The 20,804-nt window shown below is 63.4% G+C and carries 20 protein-coding genes; 15 read left to right on the top strand and 5 right to left on the bottom strand.

The features are described from left to right. Window positions 1-35 precede the first annotated feature (35 nt). The gene (miaB, locus tag HMPREF3176_RS06030) at window positions 36-1,589 is read left to right on the top strand and encodes a tRNA (N6-isopentenyl adenosine(37)-C2)-methylthiotransferase MiaB (RefSeq protein ID WP_070458929.1); all 1,554 of its coding nucleotides are present in this window, start codon (window positions 36-38) and stop codon (window positions 1,587-1,589) included. Window positions 1,590-1,616: 27 nt separating this feature from the next. On the opposite strand, the gene HMPREF3176_RS06025 is transcribed toward miaB, so the two are convergent. Further along, window positions 1,617-2,087 (bottom strand): type III secretion system chaperone family protein, encoded by a 471-nt coding sequence (locus HMPREF3176_RS06025; protein ID WP_016663010.1) that lies wholly within the window; start codon window positions 2,085-2,087, stop codon window positions 1,617-1,619. 105 nt (window positions 2,088-2,192) lie between these two features. On the opposite strand from HMPREF3176_RS06025, the gene miaA reads away from it, so the two are divergent. Then, window positions 2,193-3,179, top strand: coding sequence for a tRNA (adenosine(37)-N6)-dimethylallyltransferase MiaA (miaA, locus tag HMPREF3176_RS06020; RefSeq protein WP_083286278.1), 987 nt, complete (start codon window positions 2,193-2,195; stop codon window positions 3,177-3,179). 31 nt (window positions 3,180-3,210) lie between these two features. After that, window positions 3,211-4,086, top strand: coding sequence for a diaminopimelate epimerase (gene dapF / locus HMPREF3176_RS06015; protein ID WP_070458927.1), 876 nt, complete (start codon window positions 3,211-3,213; stop codon window positions 4,084-4,086). Between the two features lie 51 nt (window positions 4,087-4,137). Here the strand turns inward: dapF and HMPREF3176_RS06010 are convergent, their stop codons facing one another. Beyond that, entirely contained in the window at window positions 4,138-4,767 is a 630-nt protein-coding gene (locus tag HMPREF3176_RS06010) for a class I SAM-dependent methyltransferase (protein WP_070458925.1), read from the bottom strand. A 221-nt stretch (window positions 4,768-4,988) separates the two neighbouring features. Here HMPREF3176_RS06010 and hflX point away from each other — a divergent pair, with 221 nt between their 5' ends. Then, window positions 4,989-6,413, top strand: a complete 1,425-nt coding sequence (gene hflX, locus HMPREF3176_RS06005) for a GTPase HflX (RefSeq protein WP_070459200.1) — start codon at window positions 4,989-4,991, stop codon at window positions 6,411-6,413. Continuing rightward, window positions 6,410-8,455, top strand: a complete 2,046-nt coding sequence (locus HMPREF3176_RS06000) for an ATP-dependent DNA helicase (RefSeq protein WP_070458924.1) — start codon at window positions 6,410-6,412, stop codon at window positions 8,453-8,455. The genes hflX and HMPREF3176_RS06000 overlap by 4 nt, the downstream gene beginning before the upstream one ends. Here the strand turns inward: HMPREF3176_RS06000 and lexA are convergent. Continuing rightward, the gene (gene lexA / locus HMPREF3176_RS05995; RefSeq protein WP_070435801.1) at window positions 8,452-9,120 is read right to left on the bottom strand and encodes a transcriptional repressor LexA; all 669 of its coding nucleotides are present in this window, start codon (window positions 9,118-9,120) and stop codon (window positions 8,452-8,454) included. The two genes, HMPREF3176_RS06000 and lexA, sit on opposite strands and share 4 nt — an antisense overlap. A 178-nt stretch (window positions 9,121-9,298) precedes the next feature. Between lexA and HMPREF3176_RS05990 the strand changes: the two genes are divergently transcribed. Beyond that, entirely contained in the window at window positions 9,299-9,646 is a 348-nt protein-coding gene (locus HMPREF3176_RS05990) for a LysM peptidoglycan-binding domain-containing protein (protein ID WP_070458921.1), read from the top strand. A 48-nt stretch (window positions 9,647-9,694) separates the two neighbouring features. Continuing rightward, on the top strand, window positions 9,695-10,147 hold the full coding sequence (gene nrdR / locus HMPREF3176_RS05985; protein WP_070458918.1) for a transcriptional regulator NrdR: 453 nt from the start codon (window positions 9,695-9,697) through the stop codon (window positions 10,145-10,147). 291 nt (window positions 10,148-10,438) lie between these two features. Here nrdR and HMPREF3176_RS05980 read toward each other — a convergent pair whose 3' ends face one another. Beyond that, window positions 10,439-12,679: a HelD family protein gene (locus HMPREF3176_RS05980; RefSeq protein WP_070458916.1), complete on the bottom strand. Its 2,241-nt coding sequence runs from the start codon at window positions 12,677-12,679 to the stop codon at window positions 10,439-10,441. Between the two features lie 238 nt (window positions 12,680-12,917). Here HMPREF3176_RS05980 and HMPREF3176_RS05975 point away from each other — a divergent pair, with 238 nt between their 5' ends. Continuing rightward, entirely contained in the window at window positions 12,918-13,124 is a 207-nt protein-coding gene (locus HMPREF3176_RS05975) for a cold-shock protein (protein ID WP_016663000.1), read from the top strand. A 50-nt stretch (window positions 13,125-13,174) separates the two neighbouring features. On the opposite strand, the gene HMPREF3176_RS05970 is transcribed toward HMPREF3176_RS05975, so the two are convergent. Further along, window positions 13,175-14,023 (bottom strand): spermidine synthase, encoded by an 849-nt coding sequence (locus HMPREF3176_RS05970; RefSeq protein ID WP_034370171.1) that lies wholly within the window; start codon window positions 14,021-14,023, stop codon window positions 13,175-13,177. Window positions 14,024-14,086: 63 nt separating this feature from the next. Here HMPREF3176_RS05970 and HMPREF3176_RS05965 point away from each other — a divergent pair, with 63 nt between their 5' ends. The 7 genes from HMPREF3176_RS05965 (at window position 14,087) to HMPREF3176_RS05935 (ending at window position 20,801) form a co-directional block, all read left to right on the top strand. Then, on the top strand, window positions 14,087-14,533 hold the full coding sequence (locus HMPREF3176_RS05965; RefSeq protein WP_052126677.1) for a hypothetical protein: 447 nt from the start codon (window positions 14,087-14,089) through the stop codon (window positions 14,531-14,533). A 38-nt stretch (window positions 14,534-14,571) separates the two neighbouring features. Then, window positions 14,572-15,813 carry a DNA polymerase IV gene (gene dinB, locus HMPREF3176_RS05960; protein ID WP_070458914.1) on the top strand — a complete coding sequence of 414 codons (1,242 nt, stop codon included), beginning with the start codon at window positions 14,572-14,574 and terminating at the stop codon, window positions 15,811-15,813. Between the two features lie 121 nt (window positions 15,814-15,934). After that, window positions 15,935-16,345, top strand: coding sequence for a DUF3040 domain-containing protein (locus HMPREF3176_RS05955; RefSeq protein ID WP_070435806.1), 411 nt, complete (start codon window positions 15,935-15,937; stop codon window positions 16,343-16,345). A gap of 564 nt (window positions 16,346-16,909) precedes the next feature. Further along, entirely contained in the window at window positions 16,910-17,341 is a 432-nt protein-coding gene (mraZ, locus tag HMPREF3176_RS05950) for a division/cell wall cluster transcriptional repressor MraZ (RefSeq protein WP_016662995.1), read from the top strand. 162 nt (window positions 17,342-17,503) lie between these two features. Next, window positions 17,504-18,475, top strand: a complete 972-nt coding sequence (gene rsmH, locus HMPREF3176_RS05945; RefSeq protein WP_034370161.1) for a 16S rRNA (cytosine(1402)-N(4))-methyltransferase RsmH — start codon at window positions 17,504-17,506, stop codon at window positions 18,473-18,475. A 2-nt stretch (window positions 18,476-18,477) separates the two neighbouring features. Then, window positions 18,478-18,963, top strand: a complete 486-nt coding sequence (locus tag HMPREF3176_RS05940) for a cell division protein FtsL (RefSeq protein ID WP_101687059.1) — start codon at window positions 18,478-18,480, stop codon at window positions 18,961-18,963. A gap of 2 nt (window positions 18,964-18,965) precedes the next feature. Next, a complete protein-coding gene (locus tag HMPREF3176_RS05935; RefSeq protein ID WP_246826682.1) occupies window positions 18,966-20,801 on the top strand; it encodes a peptidoglycan D,D-transpeptidase FtsI family protein in 1,836 nt (611 codons plus the stop codon). The last annotated feature ends 3 nt before the right edge of the window (window positions 20,802-20,804 follow it).

Below are 20,804 nucleotides of genomic sequence, written 5' to 3'. Positions count from 1 at the left end.
CCCGAACCCACGGGGCTACGTATCCTTGAAACACCATGAGCGAAACAGCGATCCTGAACGACAATGACGCGCCGGCACGCGGCACCTACCAAGTGCGCACGTTCGGCTGCCAAATGAACGTCCACGACTCTGAGCGCCTCACGGGCCTCTTAGAGCAGGCAGGCTATACGCCGGCCGCCGACGGCGCCGACCCGTTGAACGGCGACGTCGATGTCATCGTTTTCAACACGTGCGCCGTGCGCGAAAACGCCGACAACCGGCTCTACGGTAACCTCGGCCAGCTCCGCCCTGCGAAAGATGCCAACCCCAATTTGCAGATTGCCGTCGGCGGGTGCCTGGCCCAAAAGGATCGCGCCACCATTACTGAGCGTGCACCCTGGGTCGACGTCGTGTTCGGTACTCACAACATCGGTTCCCTCCCCGTTCTTCTTGACCGCGCTCGCGTTCAACAAGAGGCCCAGGTGGAAATCCTTGAGTCGCTCGAGGTGTTCCCCTCGACTCTCCCGACAAAGCGCGAAAGCGCGTACGCGGGTTGGGTATCGATTTCAGTCGGCTGCAACAACACGTGCACGTTCTGCATCGTTCCTTCCCTCCGAGGGAAGGAGAAGGACCGTCGCCCCGGCGAGATTCTCGCCGAGGTTCAGGAACTCGTGAACCAGGGAGCTCTTGAAGTGACTCTCCTTGGTCAAAACGTGAACTCCTACGGAGTGGAGTTCGGCGACCGGGGCGCGTTTGCCAAGCTCTTGCGCGCGTGTGGCGAAATCGAGGGGCTCGAGCGCGTGCGATTCACGTCGCCGCACCCCGCGATGTTTACCGATGACGTCATTGACGCGATGGCGGAAACACCCAACGTGATGCCGCAACTGCATATGCCGCTCCAATCGGGCAGCGACGCTGTTCTCAAGGCGATGCGCCGCTCGTACCGCTCCAAGAAATTCCTCGGGATCCTCGAAAAGGTGCGCGAGAAAATCCCGCACGCAGCAATCACGACCGACATCATCGTCGGTTTCCCCGGTGAAACGGAAGAGGACTTCCAAAAGACTCTCGATGTCGTCGAGGCTTCGCGTTTCTCGAGCGCCTTCATGTTCCAGTACTCGCCGCGCCCGGGCACTCCGGCCGCCGAAATGGACGATCAGATCCCGAAGGCAGTCGTCCAGGAGCGATTCGAGAGGCTCGTCGCGCTTCAGGATCGCATTGCGGCCGAAGAAAATGCGAAGAAGGTCGGAGCAGAGGTCAACGTCCTCATCGCCGAAGGCGAGGGTGATCGAGACTCCGAAACGCACCGCATCTCTGGCCGCGCCGAGGACGGCCGGCTCGTGCACGTTGCTCTGCCCGAAGGGTATGCGGAGGCGGACCGCCCTCGCCCCGGTGATGTCGTCCGTGCTCGCGTGACCAAAGCCGCCCCGTTCTACCTGATCGCCGACTCGGGTGCCGAAGGCGGCGAATTCGAGGTGCGTCGCACCCGCTCGGGCGACGCGTGGGAACGCCGCCGCGCGAACGGCGATGACGACGCAGCCTCGTGCGGCACGCCCGGCCCCGGTGGGCCCGTGAGCCTCGGTCTTCCGAGCCTCAGGCGCCCGGAGCGCTAGGCGGAATCGGGCGGTGAGGGCACGCGCTCAGGCGGTGACGTCGTCCTGGTCGCTCACCTGTGTCGAGAGGCTCGCGAAGAACGCTACCGTCGTTGATAGCGCGCACGTGATGGCGCGGTCGATCGCGTCGTCGCTAACCCCGTAGAAATAGTCGAAGACCAGCTCGCCGTACACGCCGAGTACCGAGTCGTTCTCGCGGCGCACGTACGCTTTTGGCCACATGCGTTCCATGTTCCAGTGGTTGCATAGGCGCGTCGCTTCGAGTTTCTGCTGCACGGCGAGTAGCTCGTCCCAGCGTCCCCGGATGACGAGGATGTGGGAGTGCTCGCCGGCGACTGCGAACGTGAAAGGATAGTGGTCAAAGCGCGCACGCAACACGGTGGGGGTGTCATCATCCTCGACGAAGGCATAGCCGAGCCGCCCGAGGGACTCCTTGAGACGTTCGATGCTGAGTTCTTCGCCTGCGAGTGCGGCTTCGTGTGAGTGGCCGTTGGGCATCGGCTGCCTTTCTGTGGTGTCCGGGCCGGTGGCTGCGTGAAGTCCACGCTAGCGGCTTTCGGCTCGGTGCGCGAACGAGCAGTGGTGAGATCGAAGGGAGTTCACGTGGCACATGCGGTGAACGGTGGTGGGGGCCACGACAGTGGCGCTGGACAGGTGCCGCCGCTTGTCGTGATTGCGGGCGCGACTGCAACGGGCAAGAGCGCCCTCGCGATCGAGACTGCCCGCCGTTTCGGAGGCGAAGTGATCAACGCTGACGCTCTCCAGTTTTACCGCGGAATGGATGTGGGGACCGCCAAGGTGACCCCGAGCGAGCGCCGCGGTGTTCCCCATCATCTCCTCGATATTCTCGACGTCACCGAAGAGGCGAGCGTCGCAACGTTCCAGGCGGATGCACGCCGGATTGCGAGCGAGATCCGCGAAAGGGGCAAGATTCCGGTTGTCGTTGGGGGCTCGGGACTCTACGTGCGAGCCTTCACCGACGTGATGGCTTTTCCACCGTCGGACCCCGCTGTGCGCGAGGAGATCGAGTCTCACGTGCGAGCGATCGGCACCGGAGCCGCCCACGCCCAGCTCGCCGCAGCAGACCCCGATGCAGCCGCGAAAATTGCGCCGCGGGACGAGCGTCGAATCGTGCGAGCGCTCGAGGTGCACCGCCTCACCGGAAAGCCGTTCTCCGCGTTCCTGCCGACCTACACGTTCCACGATCCGGCGATCGCGTACGTCGCCGTGAAGCTCGACCGGGACACGCTCCACGAGCGCGTCGAGAAGCGCGTGCATCGCATGGTTGAAACCGGGTTTCGCGACGAGGTCGAGGGACTGCTCGATGCGGGCCTTGAGCGCGGGGTGACGGCGCGCCAGGCGATCGGCTACGCCCAAATGATCAAGCACGTGCGGGGCCACTGGAGTCTCGAGCAAGCGATCGAGTCGACGATCACCAATACCCGCCGTCTCGTGCGCAAGCAGGACACGTGGTTCAGGCGGGATACGCGGCTCACGTGGGTGCCGGGGGAGGATTCCGACGAAGCGCTCGCCGTGATTGAGCGCGAGATTGCGCACGCCGCTAGGTGCCCGTCAAACGCTGAGGTGTGAGGTCCGCCGCGCGCGTGCCTATGATCGAGCCATGGCCACTGCATCTTCATGCCCCAACGCGCGCAAGGCTCTAAGCTACGCGAGCGCCACCAAAAACGATTTTGTGATGATCGACGATCCTGCGGGTCGAGGCGAGCTCAACAGCGCACGCGTGCGTGAGCTCGCGGGCCCCACGGGAGTGGACGGGGTGATCCGCGCGATTCGCACGCGATGCCTCGGTGATCCGGCAAGCCAGGGGTTCGACACGGTCCCCGAGTGGTTTATGGACTATCGCAATGCTGATGGCACGATTGCGCAAATGTGCGGCAACGGCGTTCGGGCCTACGCAGCGTTTCTCGCTGACCGCGGTTACGTAGAGGATCGGGTGTTCGACGTCATGACTCGCGCGGGTGTACGCACGGTCGAGATCCTTGAGGAAGGCCCACAGTGGCAGGTGCGCGTGGGCATGGGGGCCGCAGAACTTGAAGGTGTCACGAGGATCGTCCGCGTTGCCGACCGCTTCCTCGAAGGCACTGACGTGAACGTGGGTAACCCCCACACTGTCGTGGAGCTACCCGAAAACCTCAGCCTTGACGAGCTTGACCTCACCGAACGCCCCGAGCTTGAACCCGAGCCCGAAGACGGCACGAACATTGAGTTTGTGGAGATCCGCGGCGAGCGACACGTCGCCATGCGGGTTTTCGAGCGAGGGGTGGGGGAGACCCTCTCGTGCGGAACCGGCGCGACTGCCGTGGTTGCCGCTCTCGCTGAGGCACGGGGGGACGACACGCGCGAGCCGTGGCGCGTCGATGTGCGCGGCGGGCGCCTCGAAATTGGTTGGGACCCCTACGGGCGCATGACTCTCACGGGCCCGGCCGAACTCGGTGAGCTCGCCTGCGGCGGGCCCGCGCGCGAGCGAGGGAAGTAGGAAGGCTAGGCGGGCGTCGGAATTCCGACGACTCCCCATGCGCGAGCGATTCTAAACTTCTGGGCGCTCCGGGCCTACGCCGAGCAAGCGGAACCCTTTCGAGGAATGGACCTTCTCGACCGGCCGGGTCGGGAATTGGCCCGCGAGCCACGTGGCGAGCGAATCGGCGCCAAGATTTTTCCCGACGACCATCGCGGCCGTACCCGTCCCGCGGAGCTGGCCGATCCACCGCGTAAGCACAGCATGCAGCTCGCTCTTGCCGATGCGGATCGGCGGATTCGACCAGAGCGCATCGAAGCGGGCACTCTCGGGAATCTCGTCTGGCGCGGCGACAGTGACGTTTGACAGGCCGAGCCGCGTAGCGTTCTCGCGCGTGATGGTACGTGCATGTGGATTGACATCGATCGCGGTGACGTGGCACTCCGGTTGGGTAAGCGCGAGGCTCAGTGCAATCGGGCCCCAGCCGCAGCCAATATCGAGAACCTCGCTTCTGGGTGCGAGCGGTGCGAACACCTCCGCATGGTCGAGGAGTATGGCGGTTGCCTTGTCGAGCCCATCGAAACTGAACAGACCCTTGGCGCTCACGAGGCTCCGCTCGGCACCAGCGAGGTGCACGCGCAGGTCGCGGCGCTCCAGGTCCGTACCGGGCGCGGGAGAAAAGTAGTGGGCGTCGCTAGTCACAGCAAGGAGTGTAGTGGCGCAGAACGCGAAAAGCTCCCGCAACGGGTTCGGACGTGACACACTTATACGCAGACCTCGCGCGAGGCCCCCACTTGAGAGAACCTGGAGTAAAGGCGCACTTGACACCCTTCGCCCCCGATCCCGAATTCGAGACGTCACACGCAGCACCGCAGGCAGCGGAGCCCGAGAATGCGGGAAGCGACGCCCGCGAATCCTCGATTATGCAGCGCGTCCTCTCACGCGGCGACGCCTCGATCTCGGCGACAACGTATGAGAGCGATGCCGACGGCGACCAACTCGATCTCGCCGAGCGCCACTCTCTGCGCCGCGTCGATCAACTTCGCACCGATCTCGAAGACGTCACCGAGGTTGAATACCGCGAGCTTCGACTTGAGAACGTCGTGCTCGCGGGGCTTTTCACGACCGGCAACGTCGAAGACGCAGAAAACTCGATGCGCGAGCTCGCAGCGCTTGCCGAGACTGCGGGCTCACGCGTTCTCGACGGCGTCATGCAGCGCCGTGCCCACCCCGATCCCGCCACCTTCCTCGGTTCGGGCAAGGCGAAGGAACTCGCCGAGATTGTGGCCGACCTTCGTGCTGACACCGTGATCTGCGACGGGCAGCTTGCCCCTTCGCAGCGCCGCGCGCTCGAGGACATTATCAAGGTCAAGGTCATCGATCGTACGGCCCTCATCCTCGACATTTTTGCCCAGCACGCAAAATCCCGCGAAGGTAAGGCCCAGGTCGAGCTTGCGCAGCTCGAGTACCTCCTGCCGCGCCTGCGCGGTTGGGGCGAGTCGATGTCGCGCCAGGCCGGTGGCCGCGTTGCCGGTGGCGCCGGGATCGGTTCCCGCGGCCCCGGCGAAACGAAAATCGAACTAGACCGCCGCCGCATCCGCACGCGCATGGCTAAGCTCAGGCGCGACATCAAGGCGATGGCCCCCTCGCGCGAGGCCAAGCGCGCCGACCGCAAACGCCACAACGTTCCCTCTGTTGCGATCGCCGGATACACAAACGCCGGGAAGTCCTCCCTGCTTAACCGCCTGACGGGTGCCGGCGTCCTCGTTGAAAACGCCCTGTTTGCGACACTCGACCCAACCGTGCGCAGGTCAGTGACGCCCGACGGTCGCGAATTCACGTTTGCGGATACCGTCGGATTCGTGCGCTCCCTTCCCACCGAGCTCGTGGAGGCCTTCCGCTCCACCCTCGAGGAAGTCGCCGGGGCGGACCTCCTCCTGCACGTCGTCGATGCCTCCCACCCCGATCCCGAGGGGCAGATTCGCGCCGTACGCGCCGTTCTCGCTGATATTGAAGGCTTCGACGTGCCTGAAATCGTGGCTCTGAACAAAGCGGATCTCGCGAGTCCCGAAACGATCGCGCGCCTGCGCTCGCAAGTGGAGCACGCGGCCGTCGTGTCGGCCCGCACGGGTGACGGCATTGAGGAGTTGCGTGCACTCATCGCCGACATGCTCCCGCGGCCCTCGGTCGACATCGATGTCGTCGTGCCCTATACGCGCGGCGACCTCGTCTCGCGCGTGCACACTCAGGGCGAGCTCGTGAGCGAGGAATTCCTCGCTGAGGGCACGCGCCTCGTGGCACGCGTCGACGAGACTCTCGCTTCCGAACTCGCCGCCGCGCGCCAGTGAACGCATCAGGCACGGACCTCGACCAGCTACTCGCGACAGCGGTCGCCGCAGTCGGCGGCGCAGATCGCCCGGGGCAGCGGGCCATGGCTGGCGCCATCGAGCGAAGCATCGAGCTGCGCCGCCACCTGCTCGTGCAGGCAGGGACGGGCACGGGCAAGTCTCTCGCGTACCTCGTTCCCGCCCTCAAACGCGCGATTGAACGCGGCACCCCCGTCGTCATCACGACCGCGACGCTCGCGCTGCAAAGCCAGATCGTCGCCAAGGACCTCCCTCGCATTGTTGAAGCCCTTGGGACGAAACTCGAGCGTGTTCCGAGCTTCAGCCTCCTTAAGGGGCGCGGCAACTACGTGTGCCTCCACAAGCTGGAGGGCGGCTATCCCGACGAACTCGAGGAAGGTTCGCTCTTCGCCGAGGCTTCGGTCGCGGGAGTCAAGCACGATTCCGAACGTCTCGGCGCGCAGGTGCAGAGGCTGCGCGAGTGGGCGCAGTCGACAGATACGGGTGACCGCGACGATCTCGACACCCCGGTGTCGGACCGAGCGTGGCGCCAGGTTTCCGTGACCGGCTCCCAGTGCATTGGCTCTTCCTGCCCATTCCACGACGAATGCTTCGCGGAGCGCAATCGCGCACTCGCGCGCGAGGCCGACGTCATCGTGACAAACCATGCGCTCTACGCTATTGACGCCTTCGACGGGCACGGGATCATCCCCGAGCACGATGTCGTAGTCATCGACGAAGCCCACGAGTTTGTTGACCGCGTGACGTCCTCGGTGACCGAATCGCTGCATCAGGGCACGATTCGCGGTGCCGTTCGGGAGCTGAGAAGCCTCGGCGTGAACGCACTCGAACTTGACGATGCGGGAAGCGCCCTCCAGGAAGCTCTCGCCCCGCTCCCCGACGGGAGGGTGCGTGGCGAACTCGAAGCCCGGCTTCGCGACACTCTCGCGGCTATCCGCGCCGAAGCTGAGTCGGCGCGCGCGGAAGCAAAAAATGCCGGCGATAGCTCCGACGCGACGAGCGCGGGGGCGCGCACATCCGTGCGTGCAAAGCTGCAAGAAATCATCGACGTGTGCGAGAGATTGCTCGCGCCCCACGAGGACGATGTCGTCTACCTCAATCACAGCGAGGCCCTCGGGCGAACATTTATCGACGTCGCTCCACTCAGCGTCGCTGGCCTCGTAAAAACCCGGATCCTCGATGAACGCACATCGATTTTTACCTCGGCGACGCTCACGTTCGGCGGCCGTTTTGAAAGCGCCACGTTCTCTTTCGGGCTTCGCGCTGACAAGTATGCCGAGCCTGAAAGCGACGTTGGTGCCACTCGAAGCGAGGATGCTGTGCGCGAGTGGTGGTCGGCCCTCGATGTAGGCTCTCCCTTCGCGTACGCCCAGCAAGGGATCCTCTATGTCGCCTCGCATCTTCCTGCTCCGGGCCGCGAGGGTATCTCGAGCGCGACACTCGACCACATCGTCGAACTCATTGACGCCGCCGGAGGAGGAGCGCTCGGGCTCTTCTCTTCCCGCCGAGCGGCCGAGGAGGCAGCGGAGTATGTACGACGGATGACCGGGCGCACGGTGCTCCTACAGGGAGAGGATTCGAACGCGGCGCTCACCTCGCGATTCCGGCAGAGCCGCGACACCTGTCTGTTCGGGACGCGAACGTTCTGGCAGGGCATTGACGTCGCCGGCGAGGCCTGCCGCCTTGTGCTCATCGACAGGATCCCATTCCCACGGCCCGATGATCCGCTCGCTTCAGCGAGACAAGAGAAATACGCGCGACTCGGGCGCAACGGTTTCTACGAGGTCGCCGTTCGACAGGCGGCACTCAGCATGGCGCAGGGAGCCGGGCGACTTATCCGTGCCGAGAGCGACCGTGGGATGGTGGCGGTGCTGGATTCGAGGCTCGCGACGAAGTCCTATGGGGGCGTGATTCGCCAGGCAATTCCTCCGCTGTGGACGACGCGGGATAGCGCCGTGGCGCTTGCCGCACTCGAGCGGCTGCGCACAGAGCTCGCTGCGCCGCCGCATCCAGATAGTCTCTAGACCGCGCGGAGAACCGCCACAACTTTGCCGAGGATTTCGGCTTCATCGCCCAGGATCGGCGTGAAGGCAGGGTTGTGGGGCATGAGCCACACGTGCCCGTCGCTTCGTGCGAAGGTCTTCACTGTTGCCTCGCCATCGATCATGGCCGCGACAATCTCGCCTTTTTCTGCGACCTTCTGCTGGCGGACGACGACCCAGTCGCCGTCGCAAATGGCGGCATCGATCATCGAATCACCTTGAACCTTGAGCAGGAAGAGCTCGCCATCGCCCACGAGCTGCGAGGGGAGCGCGAAAACATCTTCTACCTGTTCCTCAGCGGTGATCGGCACGCCAGCCGCGATTGTGCCCACGAGCGGGACGTTGACGGCGGGGGAGCCGGGCGCTTCGAATTCGCTCGGGAGCGGCTCGCCTTCCTCGTCTGCTTCCACGAGCCAGAGAGTGCGGGGGCGTTTCGGATCTTTGCGAATGTATCCCTTGCGCTCGAGCTCCGAGAGTTGGTGGGAGACCGACGACGGTGACTGTAGGCCCACTGCTTCGCCGATTTCACGCATCGTGGGTGCGTAACCGTTTGCGCGGATGGAACGGGCAATCGTCTCAAGGATGCGTTGTTGGCGTTCGGTGAGGGCGGGGGCGCCAGCTGAAGAGCCGTGAGCTGTGGGTGCCATGCGCCGGTCCTTTCGGTGGGGCGAGTTTAAATGTCTCACCCCCGTTGTCTAGTGGAGGCGTACCTCAAAGGTACCGGAACAGAACGCTTGTTCCAAACATGTGTTCGAAAGTGTCTTGACTTTTTCGAACAGATGATCGTACGCTCGTCATGCCGTCAATCGAACAAGGATTCTAAAAATGACTACTTCTACGTGTAGCACTCAGCCGGTTCGAAAGAATGTTCGCCTTCGTCTTACTCGCCGCGGCCGCATCGTCGTGGCCTCGCTCATTGCGCTCGTACTCGCTGCTTCGGCAATCGTCGCCGGCGTAGTCCTTTTCTCCCCCGCGGCGATCGCGGGTGCTGAGGGAGCCGTGTCGTACACGACCGTCCAGGTCGAGGAGGGGCAGAGCCTCTGGAGCATTGTCTCGGCTAACGCGCCTGCCGGCACCGATGTTCGCGACTATCTCATGCTTGTCCAGGACGTCAACGGTCTCGATGGCACCGTGATTCACCCGGGTCAGGAGCTCGCGCTGCCCACGCTCTAGCGGGTAGGGCCTCGGAGTATGAATGGGGCGCCCTGGTAGAATCGCGGGGTGCACTGCCCATTTTGTAGGAATGAAGATTCGCGCGTCGTGGACTCGCGTACAGCCGACGACGGCATGACAATCCGCCGCCGCCGGCAGTGCCCTGCGTGCAATAAGCGATTCTCGACTACGGAATCAGCGTCGCTCGCGATCCATAAGCGCTCTGGCGTGATTGAACCGTTCTCTCGGTCCAAGGTGATTTCTGGGGTGCGTAAAGCATGCCAGGGGAGACCAGTGACTGACGATCAACTCGCGGTCCTCGCGCAGCGCGTGGAGGAGGCGATTCGTCTCAAGGGCGTGTCGGAGATCGACGCCCATGACGTAGGCCTCGCGATTCTGCAGCCGCTCAAAGAACTGGACCTCGTCGCCTACCTTCGTTTCGCGAGCGTCTATCGCGGATTCGACTGCCTCGAGGATTTTGAGTCGGCCATCGAGGAACTACGAACCGAGGGCGAGAAGTAGGACGCAGCACTCCTGCCGAGCGCGTTGAACGAGCCGAAGGCTGACCGGCGATGCGCGTTGCTTGCCCCGGCCCCACTAGCCCGGGATTCCGTAGCTTTCCTCCGGAGCAGGCAAAAATCTCGCGGCATATCTCTTTGCTTGAGAGATTTTGAGAAAAGTGGTCGGAGGCCCTCGAAAAACACTGTATGATTTTCTTGGCCGATGGTCGCGGAGGGGAAGCCGCGGCCATCGGTTCTTTTATGCTTCCGCCGAAGTGGATGCCTCGGCCCGAACCCAGAAGCCGCCGGGGCCCTACGCGCCTAATCCGGCGGGGAGAACTCCCGAATAAACCACGCTGAGTGCCTGAGTCGGCCGCGTAAGCGCGACGTACAGATCGTTAGCGCCGCGATCATGGCTCGTGAGAATCTCGGCGGGGCGCACGATGACGACCGCGTCGAACTCGAGTCCCTTGGCATCCGTCGGAGTCATCACGGAAACTTCTCGGTCCACACCGATCGAACCACGGCCCACTGCCGAGGCGCCGAATACGGCCGAAGCTCCCGCCAAGAGGGCATCAAGATCCTCGGCGAGGCAAAGGATCGCCACGCGGCCCTGCGTGAGGTCGGCAAGCGTGCGTGCGTCGTGAACTGCTTCCTCGATGACCCTGTCGGAACGTGTGCGCCGGAAGCGGACGTCGTGTTCACCTTCGCGTACGCTCTTGACCTCCGTCACTCGCAAGCCGTGTGCGGCAGCGAGTGCGGAGGCGTGACGCATGATCCGCGACGGCGTGCGGTAATTGACGGTGAGCTCCTCGATGCTGGCCCGATCCTCAAGAAATGGCGAAAGTGCGTGATCCCACGAGTCGGCGCCGGAGACCGAGGAGGTCTGCGCCACGTCGCCCACGATCGTGAACGACTTCGTGGGGTTTCGACGCATGAGTGCACGCCACATCATGGGTGAGAGCTCTTGTGCCTCGTCGACCACAATGTGGCCGTAGGTCCAGGTGCGATCCATTGCGGCTTTCTCGGCGAGAGTGCGGCTGTCGCGCCGTGCGCCAACCTGAGCGGCGAGCTCGGCGGCGCTGACGATCCCCTCGGAATCAATCATGGACAGCACCTTTTCGGCGTACTCGAGGTTCGAGCGTTCGGTGGTGCGAGCCTTGTTTTGCTCGCGCTGCGCGGCGGTGTCGTCATCGCCGAGGAGTTCCGCGATTTCGTCGAGGAGGGCGACGTCTTCGATCGTCCACTCGGCGTCCTTCGGGCGGTGAAGGAGCGTGATCTCCCGCGTGCTTATGTGCTCGCCCGCCGCGTGAACCAGCCGCTCGGTACTCGCGAAGAATGAACGGGCGAAAGACTGCGGGCTGTATGGCAGCCAGCACCGGTTGAGGGCGACTTTGACATCGTGGTTCGTTCGCAGATCGTGAAGGAGATCCGCGCGGTCTTCCTCTGCCCACGGGCGTTCGAGGCGCGTGAGCTCGGCGACATAGGCCTCAACGAGGCGGTCGAGTGCGGCGCGTACGAAGGTTGTGCGTGCATGGTTGTGTGGCCTGCCCGTCGCGCGGGCTTCGGCGCGTGCTGCACGGACATCGCCCGGAGTAAGAGTGATGTGGACCCCGTCGATATTGAGGTCGATAGGACCCTTGGGGACTTGCTGGCGCGCCTTGACGGCGCGGCGTAGCACCTTCGTCATCGCGAGGGACCCTTTGACGCGGGCGACGTCGTCGCAATCGTGTGTGTCTGCCCGCACGCCCGGAACGAGTTCGCCAGGCGTGAGGGTGACGACGCCTGTTTCGCCGAGGCTGGGCAACACGCGCTCGATGTAGCGCAGGAAGCCGCGCGTGGGGGCAACGATGAGAACGCCCGAATGCTCGAGCCTCTTACGGTGCGTATAAAGCTGGTATGCCGCGCGGTGGAGGGCGACGGCAGTCTTGCCGGTGCCGGGGCCTCCCTGCACAACGAGCGCGCCGCGTGTTTCGTGGCGGATAATGCGATCTTGTTCGGCCTGGATTGTCGCGACGATATCGCCCATGCGGCCCGTGCGTTTCGCGGAGACCGCCGCAAGGAGTGCTCCTTCTCCCTGGAGACTCGAATGGTGCTCATCTGAGTCGAGGAGCGTGCCGTCGAGAACGTCGTCTTCGATATCGGTCACGGTGCGTCCCGAAGTGACGAGGTGCCGACGCAAACGAACGCCTTGCGGGTGCCTCGGCGTTGCCTGGTAAAACGCGGCGGCTGCGGGGGCGCGCCAGTCGACCAGGAGTTGGGTGCCTTCAGCGGTGAACACGCCGATGCGCCCAATGTAGTGCCGGGTGGCGTCGGACCTGTCGAGCCGGCCAAAAATAGCGTTCGATGAGACGGACCTCAGCAGTCCGATCCGATCCTCGTAGAAAGTCGCGAAGGAGTCTCGCTCGCTGCGGTTTTGGTGAGTGCTCGCCGTTTGGGCGCTGATGACGTCAGTGAGTTGCGTTTCGAGGCGTGCAATTTGTTCGTCGATGCGTGCGTAGACTCGGTCGGCGTAGCGCTGCTCGAGGGCGATTTGCTCGTCAGAGGAAGCCACGTGGGGTCCTTCCAGGATGGGTCACGATTCGCTTGCGTCCCTTCGCGGGAGGCAGAAGCGACATTCCATTATGGTCGCTTTTCATGTGCGTTCCAACCCGGTGTGTGCGCTCGCGTGGCCAGCAGGAATCCACTCGACACGCTGAAGGGAAACTGGGCGCGCGAACGTCCAGCGTGGAATGATGGTACCTGCGCGTGTTTTCGCGCAATTTGGTACGAGAAGTTAGGGGAGTCCACGCATGGCACAGGGCTCAGTTAAATGGTTCAACGCCGAAAAGGGTTTCGGCTTCATCGAGGTTGATGGTGGCGGCGCTGACGTGTTCGTTCACCACACGAGCATTGACATGGACGGTTTCCGCACCCTCGATGAGGGCCAGCGCGTCGAGTTCGAGGTTGTCGACGGCGACAAGGGTCCGCAGGCCGCGCACGTTCGTTCGCTCGCGTAGGTTCACCTCGCTAGGCTTTCGTTCCGCACCCGTGCAGGGTGCGGAACTTTTTAATGCCCGACGGTGGCTGCGTTCGCGTTGCCTCCGAGCTCAACGACGCTGCCGCCACTGGCGAGTTTGTCGACGGTCTTTTTGTCGAGAGTGCGCACTGTCACCGCGTCGGTTCGAATCGCTCGGCGGGCATCGTCGCTGAGCCCGCCGGGCGCGTAGACGGCGATGCAGTTAGAGCGGCGGCGTTTCTTGATGGCGCTCGGTTCCGCGATGAGCTCGATCTCGCCGAAGACTTCGCGCAGCGTGACGATCTCATCGGCGAGTTCGTGCTGGTCTCGGTCCATGGCGATGTTGGCGAGAAACATGCCGTCGTCGTTGAGTATTCGGCGCTGTTCGCGTGCTGCTTCGAGGCTGCGCATGGCGAGGGGCGTGCGGGAGTTGGAGAAGACGTCGCGTATGACCACGTCGAAGCGTGCCGTGCGCAGTGTGGGAAGGACGGCGAAGGCATCGCCCTCGCGAATGGCGACGCGAGGTGAAGGGGGAAGGTCGACCCATTCGCGAACGAGGTTGATCAGCTTCGCGTCGAGTTCGATGACGGAGTTCCGGGAGGCGGGGAAATGATGGGCGAGGGCTCGGGGGAGCGAGGCGGCTCCGCCGCCGAGGTGGGCGATGTTCAGTGCCGTCTCACTGGGGTACGTCGTCGTCATAATCAGGGCGATCCACCGCATGTATTCGAAGACGAGGTGTTCGGGATCGGGGTGGATGTGGGAGCTCTCCATGCCATCGATGATCACGGTGTAGGAACCGTCTGTTTCGGGTTCCAACCGCACGACTGAGTGGCTAGTGGGAATGTCCTCGAAGAAGGGGAGGTGGAGGGGGAGCCGGTTCGATCGACGGTTGCGTGCCATGACTCGAGTTTAAATGTCTCACCCCCTTCCTATCGTCGTGAGTGTCGAGAAAGGGGAAGAATCATGACATCGACCATGACAGTGGCGGCGCCTGCGGCGCTGCGCGAAATTCGGGACCTTAACGCGGATCTGGATCGCCTGGAGACTTTCGAAGCCGAGATCCACGCGAGCCTCGATGAGGCAGGCATGAGCGTCGCTGAACGATTTGAGCGCGTCCACCGCGCGGCGCTCAAGAGTGCGGGGCTCGCGATTCGCCGGGCAAACGCTCACAGGAAACGCAAGCTCCCGCTGAACGTGTGGGTGGCGCTTGAGCGCATGGGGGGAATGCACAGGGCGCGCGCACGGGAGGCGGCGCGTTTTGTCGAGCTTCGCCGTAGCGCGGAGCACTACTGGGAGCACACGAGTCGAATCTCCCAGCAGGACGTGCAGGAGCACGCCGAACAGACCCTCGCCTATGTTCACTCGGTGAAGGAAGAGCTCCTCGGGCTTGAGGCTCTTGCCGCTGCCTGACCGCGTAGGCTTAAGTGCCAAGCGTTGGGAGGTGCGGCATGGACGGTGAGCCGTGGCAGCGCGCGATCGCGCATGTCGACATGGATGCCTTTTTCGCCTCCGTCGAAGTTCGCGACGACCCGCGTTTGCGGGGCCGCCCCCTTGCGGTTGGTGGCGATGGGCCCAGGGGAGTCGTCGCGACCGCTAGTTACGAGGCACGCCGATACGGGGTCCACTCGGCGATGCCCATGAGCCGCGCGCGTGCACTGTGCCCCGATCTGATTGTTTTGCCCGGTCGGCACGCCCACTATCGGGACGTGTCCGCGCAGATCATGGCTGTTCTCGACCGGTTTACGCCCGTTCGCGAAGCGGTAAGCGTGGACGAGGCGTATCTCGATATCTCCGGGGTGCAGCGTCTGCTAGGGGAGCCGGCAACGATCGCGAGAGACATCCGCCAGGCTGTATGGGACAAAGTCCACCTGACCTGCTCCGTGGGCGTTGGTATCTCAAAATCCGTCGCGAAGATCGCGTCCTCGCGCGCCAAGCCCCACGGCATTGACGTCGTTGAGCCTGAACGCACGGCTGAGTTCCTTGCGCCGCTTCCGCTTTCCGCCATCGGTGGCGTGGGCCCCGTCGCGCAGAAGAAGTTCACGAACCTCGGTGTCGTCACCGTCGGAGATCTCGCGGCCCTCCCTCCGAGCGTTGTGAGCAGAGCCGTGGGCTCCGCCGCCCCCGCGCTGCTTGCGCTCGCGCGCGGCGAGGATCCGCGTCCCGTCGGCGCGAGTGCGAAAGATAAGAGCATCGGAAAGGAGCGTACGTTCTCGACCGATATCGCTGATCCCGTGCGGCTGCGCTCGATCGCGACGAGCATGGCTGACGAAGTCTCGTTCCGATTGCGCAGGCGGGGCCTGGCCGCGAAGAGCGTCTCCATCAAGGTTCGTCGCCCCGATTGGTCGAGCCTCACGCGAACGGGTAGCTTCCCCATTCCGGTTCAGGAGAGCGAGGAGTTTCGTGAGCGCGCCCTCGTCGTGTGCGAGCGTGCCCTCGAGGGGGTGGGTGCCGTACGCCTGCTCGGAGTGCGGGCCGAGCACCTCGTGCCTGCCTCGAGTGTGCATGCGCAAGGTGATCTCGAAGGGCGATCGGCGACGTGGAGCGATGTGGATCGGGCGATGGACCGTGCTCGTGAACGCTTCGGCGTCAGGTCGCTCGCCAGAGCGTCCGGGCTCGACAAACGTGACCTTGAGGCGAAGGACGGCACGGATGCGGGCACAGGCGAGACGCGAGGCGGGGGCTCTCGATAGCGGTGCGTTTTCCGAATCTCAGGTTTGCTGCCTACACTGAAGGCACGACGATCCGCCGAGCAGCGCCCCTCACTCTCGTGCGTAGATAGGGCCTACTTTGTCTCGGTGTAAGGAGGCACCAATGCCACTTTCCGAAAAAGAGCAGAGGATCCTCGACGAGCTCGAAAAGCAGCTGTCGAGCGATGACCCCACGCTTGCGCACCAGTTCGGTGGGGCTGAAAAGTCGTCGTCGTTTAACCCTCGCCGCATCGCACTCGGTGGCGGCGTCATCGTCGGTGGTCTCGCGCTTCTGATTTTTGCGGTGTCGCTGCCGGCAGTGTGGCTCGGTGTTCTTGCCTTTATCGTCATGGTCGTCGGGGCATTCGTGTGTCTTTCAGCGGAAAAGCCGAAGACCATCCCCCTCGATGACCCTCGACGGATGCACCCGTCCTTCACGCAGGGAGTTGCGGGGAAGAATTCCAAGGGGTCTCAGCAGTCGAGCTTCATGAAGAAACTCGAAGATCGCTGGGACGAACGCGGTCGCGAGCGCTAGCGTTTCCCGGGCGCCGTTGCCCGGATCGTCCTGTAGGAACCGGCTTCACGAAAGGGAAGCCGGTTTATTGTGTAGGCAAGCGCCAGCGATAAAGGAAACCGGCATCGTCCTTCGATCCCGGCTCTCTACTGCATTCCTTAGGTTCTAAGTCCTAGAGCGTGCTTCCCTCGCCCTCGACTTTCCACTGCCTCCTCCACTTCCCTCCACTCTCCCCACTTTCCTCCACCCGCGTTGCCCTCCAGGATCTTGCGACCTTGGTGCGACGGTGCACTCTTTGCGCCAATTAGCTGTTCTGAACAGGCATTTTGTGTGTAAATGCGTCTCGGTCGGTGTCGCGCAATTTCCGTGCGGGTAGTGCGGTGAGTCTGGGAAAACCCTCCGATTTTGGGTGCTTGAAGAGCTGTGCGGGGAATCTCCTCCACTTGCCTCCACTGCCATGAACTGCAGTTTTATGCCGATTTCGTGACAAAGTGGGGGAGGGGGTGTTGTTTGTGGTGGGAAGTGGGGTAAAGTGGGGGCGTAAGGAGAGGTCCACCCGAATTGAACGGGGGAATGGAGGTGCCCATGTTTCTTGGCACCTTCACGCCCAAGCTCGATGACAAGGGGCGGCTCATCTTTCCGGCAAAGTTTCGTGACCAGCTCGCGGCTGGACTCGTCATGACCCGCGGCCAGGAACACTGCGTGACGGTGTATCCCATGCGTGAGTTTGAGAGTCTCCACGAGCAGTTGCGGCAGGCGCCGGTCACGAGCAAGGACGCGCGCGATTACCTCCGCGTGCTCCTCTCGGGAGCGGAAGACGTCGTGCCGGATAAGCAGGGGCGCGTGACCATTCCTTCGCACCTTCGCTCGTATGCGGGACTCGATCGCGAATGCACGGTTATTGGTGCCGGTAATCGCATTGAGATCTGGTCGAGCGAGGCGTGGGAGACATATCTGGGACAGACCGAGGAGGCCTTCGCTCAAACGGCAACCGAAATCGTTCCAGGTTTGTTCTAGACGACGTGCCGCGAGGCATCTCTTCGCTTGCGCCCCGACGCATCTTCCCCGGTGGCGGGACGCAAGCGAGGAGATGTCTGACGGTATGACGTCACCCGCGAAATGACCAGGACATCGGCGCCGCAACGGCGAAAGTAAGCGAAGCGCGAAGGGAGGCACGGTATGGACGCATCCCAGCTTCACGCACCCGTCATGCGCGAGGAGTGCCTCGAACTCCTTCGACCGGCGCTTGAGCGGGAAGAATCCACCTACGTGGATTGCACCCTTGGAATGGCTGGCCACGCCTGTGCGGTGCTCGACGCTTTCCCGCATGCGCATCTCGTCGGTATCGACCGTGACCGCGCCGCGCTTGGTCTCGCGCGTGAGCGGCTCACGAGCGAAGGCTTCGAGGGGCGTTTCACTCTCGTGCACACCACGTACGATCGCGTTGCCGACGCGCTCGCACACGCGGGGCGCGATAGGGCCGACGGCATCCTCATGGACCTCGGGCTCTCGAGTTTTCAGATTGATACGCGCGAACGCGGGTTTGCGTACAGCGCAGATGCCCCGCTGGATATGCGTATGAACCCTGATGGAGATGCGCTCACCGCGGCGGACATCCTCAACACGTGGTCTGAGCAGGACATTGCGAACGTCCTGTATCGCTACGGCGAAGAAAAGTTCTCCAGGCGAATCGCGCGCACGATCGTGAAGGAGCGGGCGTCGGAACCCTTCGAGCGCTCCCCTCAGCTCGTCAGTGCGATCGAAAAGTCCATTCCCGCGAAGTCCCGCCACTCAGGCGGTCACCCGGCCAAGCGCACCTTCCAGGCGTTGCGTATCGCCGTGAATGAGGAACTCGACATCCTGCACGGCGCGCTCGACAACGCTCTCGCGGCCCTCGCGCCGGGAGGGAGGCTCGTGATCGAGTCGTACCATTCGCTCGAGGATCGAATGGTCAAGGAAGCCTTCACCGCGGCGAGCTCGTCGAAGACCCCCGAAGGATTGCCCGTCGACCTCGCTCAGTTTGCCCCCGATTTTTCGCTCGTGAAGCGTGGCGCTATGAAGGCGCCAGCGAGCGAGCAAGAAACCAACCCCCGTTCCGCAAGCGTGCGTTTGCGCGCCATTGAACGCATAACACCACCGGAGATCTCATAGCTATGGCACAGCTCGCTGCATCCCCCGCCTCACGCAGGCGTGCTGGCTTCGCCCCTGCTCATGCGCGCAAGGCGAACCTCGCGCTTGTCTCGCGCCCGCACATCCAACGCAGCTCCATTCCGTTCACGGTGCTGTGCTCGCTCGTGCTGCTCGGCGCCGTGGTCGCGACCCTATTGCTCAACATTTCGATGACGAACATGAGCTACGAGGTCGCGAAGCTCCAGCGCGAATCGCGTGAACTGAGCGAGCAGACGCAGATGCTCGAGGAGAAGTCGGATCTTCTCGGAACACCACAGGAGCTTGAGCGCCAGGCACGTGAGCTCGGGATGGTGCCTGCAGGGAAGGTCGCCTACATCGATCTCGCGAACGGCAGCATCATTGGTGAGCCTGCGGCCGCGACGCAGGGAGCGGCCGCGCTCGTTCCGCACGTCGCAAAAGCGCCGAAGAATCTTTACGATTACGGCATGGGTAACGAGAGGGCGCGCTAGACGTGCCGAATTCCCGTCCGCCGCGAGATTCTCGCAGCCGCCCGCCGCGCACCGTGCGTGACGGGCGTTCTCACGCTTCCCGTCGATCGGCCGGCGCCGCGCGTGTCCGGAACGGGTATGAGCCGTATCGCCGCCACCGCGTGATCGTGGCGCTCATGTTGATTGCGGCCCTCGCGATCAGCGTGCGCCTGGTGTGGATTCAGGGCATCAACTCGGCGGAGCTCGCGGCTGAGGCCCGGGCGAAGCGCTTGCACACCGAGCCAGTTCCGGCTCTACGCGGCGATATTCTCGACGCGAATGGGCAGGTGCTCGCGACGAGCACCGAGCGCTACACGATCATTGTGGACCAGCGTCAGATGCCCGAGTACCGAGCAAAGTCTCAAACGGCGACGGTCAAGGGAGTCAAGGCCGTCGCGATGGAGCTTTCACCTCTTTTGCAGATGAGTGTGGAGGAGCTCGAAGAGAAGCTCACGGGTAAATCGGGCTACACCGTCCTTGCGAAAGACGTGAGCCCTGAGGTTGAGGCTGCCGTCAAGCAACTCAAGATCGGTGGTGTCACCTCGGAGCGAGTCGCCGAGCGCCTGTACCCGGCGGGCCAGGTCGCCGGTAATATCGTGGGCTTCACGGGCTCCGACGGCACGGCCCTCGCGGGCGCTGAGCTGTCATTCGACAAGATTCTGCGAGGGACCGACGGCGAACGCCAGTATGAGCGGGGTGCGGGCGGCCAACTCATTCCCTCGGCTAAGGTCCATGAAAAAGAAGCGATCGACGGTGAAAGCATCGAGCTCACGATCGATCGAGACCTTCAATACCGCGCCCAGGAAATTCTTGCGCAGCGCGTCAAGGATTTTGGTGGCAGCGGCGGTTCGGCCGTGGTGATCGATCCCAAGACCGGCCATGTTCTCGCGCTCGCGGACTACCCCACGTACGATCCGAACAACCCGGGCGCGTCCGACGCAAAGTACCGCGGAAACCAGTCCGTTTCCAACGTCTTCGAGCCCGGCTCCACAGGCAAACTTTTCACCGTGGCTACGGTGATCAACGAGGGGAAAGCAAAGGTCGACGACCACTTCACGATCCCGTACCGCAAGGAATTTGGCGGGGAGAGTATCAAGGACTCGCACGAGCACCCCGTAGCGCACTACACGCTCGCCGGAGTCTTGAAGTACAGCTCCAACGTCGGCACGGTCGAAATCGCTGAACGGGTCCCGAAGGAAAAGCGGGAAGAGTACTTGCGGGGTTTTGGGTTCGGCGCGAAAACCGCAGTGAACCTCCCCGGCGAATCCGCAGGCATCCTCCACGCGGCGAAGGACTGGCGCGGGCGTACCCAGTACGCGACGGCCTTTGGCCAGGGATACGCCGTCACCGCGCTCCAGATCACCTCGGCGGTGGGGACGTTTGGGAACGACGGCGTGCACATTCAGCCGCGCATCGTCAAGGGACGCGTTGCCAATGACGGCTCCTTTACCCCCGAACCCGAGGGAGAGCACACTCGCGTGGTCTCGAGTGAGACCGCTGCGACCATGAGAGCTCTCATGGACAACGACGTCGATGACGACGGTAAGGCGTCCGGCAGCGTCGCGGGCTACGCGGTCGGTGGAAAATCCGGAACGGCGCAAGTGCCCGGGGGAACGTACACCTCATCGTTTATCTCAATGGCCCCGATGGATGACCCGCAACTCGTCGTTGGCGTGTTCGTCTACGGAATTAAGGGGTTCAAGTCGGGCTCGGTCGTGGCGGGCCCCGCGGTTTCTGAACTCCTTGGCTACGCTCTTCAACGCCGCGGCATCGCCCCCTCCGGCGAGCCTGGAACTCAACTTCAGAACGAATGGAAGTGAAAC

Source organism: Dermabacter sp. HMSC08H10 (genome assembly GCF_001807585.1).
Lineage (GTDB): Bacteria > Actinomycetota > Actinomycetes > Actinomycetales > Dermabacteraceae > Dermabacter > Dermabacter hominis.
This window is presented reverse-complemented; position numbering and strand designations above follow the sequence as displayed.

What these genes read in the sequence shown, in the direction of transcription:
- dinB (WP_070458914.1), top strand. Translation starts at nt 14,572, where the DNA reads ATGGACGGTGAGCCGTGGCAGCGCGCGATCGCGCATGTCGACATGGAT.
- HMPREF3176_RS05990 (WP_070458921.1), top strand. Translation starts at nt 9,299, where the DNA reads ATGACTACTTCTACGTGTAGCACTCAGCCGGTTCGAAAGAATGTTCGC.
- hflX (WP_070459200.1), top strand. Translation starts at nt 4,989, where the DNA reads ATGCAGCGCGTCCTCTCACGCGGCGACGCCTCGATCTCGGCGACAACG.
- miaB (WP_070458929.1), top strand. Translation starts at nt 36, where the DNA reads ATGAGCGAAACAGCGATCCTGAACGACAATGACGCGCCGGCACGCGGC.
- HMPREF3176_RS05955 (WP_070435806.1), top strand. Translation starts at nt 15,935, where the DNA reads ATGCCACTTTCCGAAAAAGAGCAGAGGATCCTCGACGAGCTCGAAAAG.
- HMPREF3176_RS05975 (WP_016663000.1), top strand. Translation starts at nt 12,918, where the DNA reads ATGGCACAGGGCTCAGTTAAATGGTTCAACGCCGAAAAGGGTTTCGGC.
- lexA (WP_070435801.1), bottom strand. Translation starts at nt 9,120, where the DNA reads ATGGCACCCACAGCTCACGGCTCTTCAGCTGGCGCCCCCGCCCTCACC.
- HMPREF3176_RS06025 (WP_016663010.1), bottom strand. Translation starts at nt 2,087, where the DNA reads ATGCCCAACGGCCACTCACACGAAGCCGCACTCGCAGGCGAAGAACTC.
- HMPREF3176_RS05940 (WP_101687059.1), top strand. Translation starts at nt 18,478, where the DNA reads ATGGCACAGCTCGCTGCATCCCCCGCCTCACGCAGGCGTGCTGGCTTC.
- HMPREF3176_RS05970 (WP_034370171.1), bottom strand. Translation starts at nt 14,023, where the DNA reads ATGGCACGCAACCGTCGATCGAACCGGCTCCCCCTCCACCTCCCCTTC.
- HMPREF3176_RS05965 (WP_052126677.1), top strand. Translation starts at nt 14,087, where the DNA reads ATGACATCGACCATGACAGTGGCGGCGCCTGCGGCGCTGCGCGAAATT.
- dapF (WP_070458927.1), top strand. Translation starts at nt 3,211, where the DNA reads ATGGCCACTGCATCTTCATGCCCCAACGCGCGCAAGGCTCTAAGCTAC.
- mraZ (WP_016662995.1), top strand. Translation starts at nt 16,910, where the DNA reads ATGTTTCTTGGCACCTTCACGCCCAAGCTCGATGACAAGGGGCGGCTC.
- rsmH (WP_034370161.1), top strand. Translation starts at nt 17,504, where the DNA reads ATGGACGCATCCCAGCTTCACGCACCCGTCATGCGCGAGGAGTGCCTC.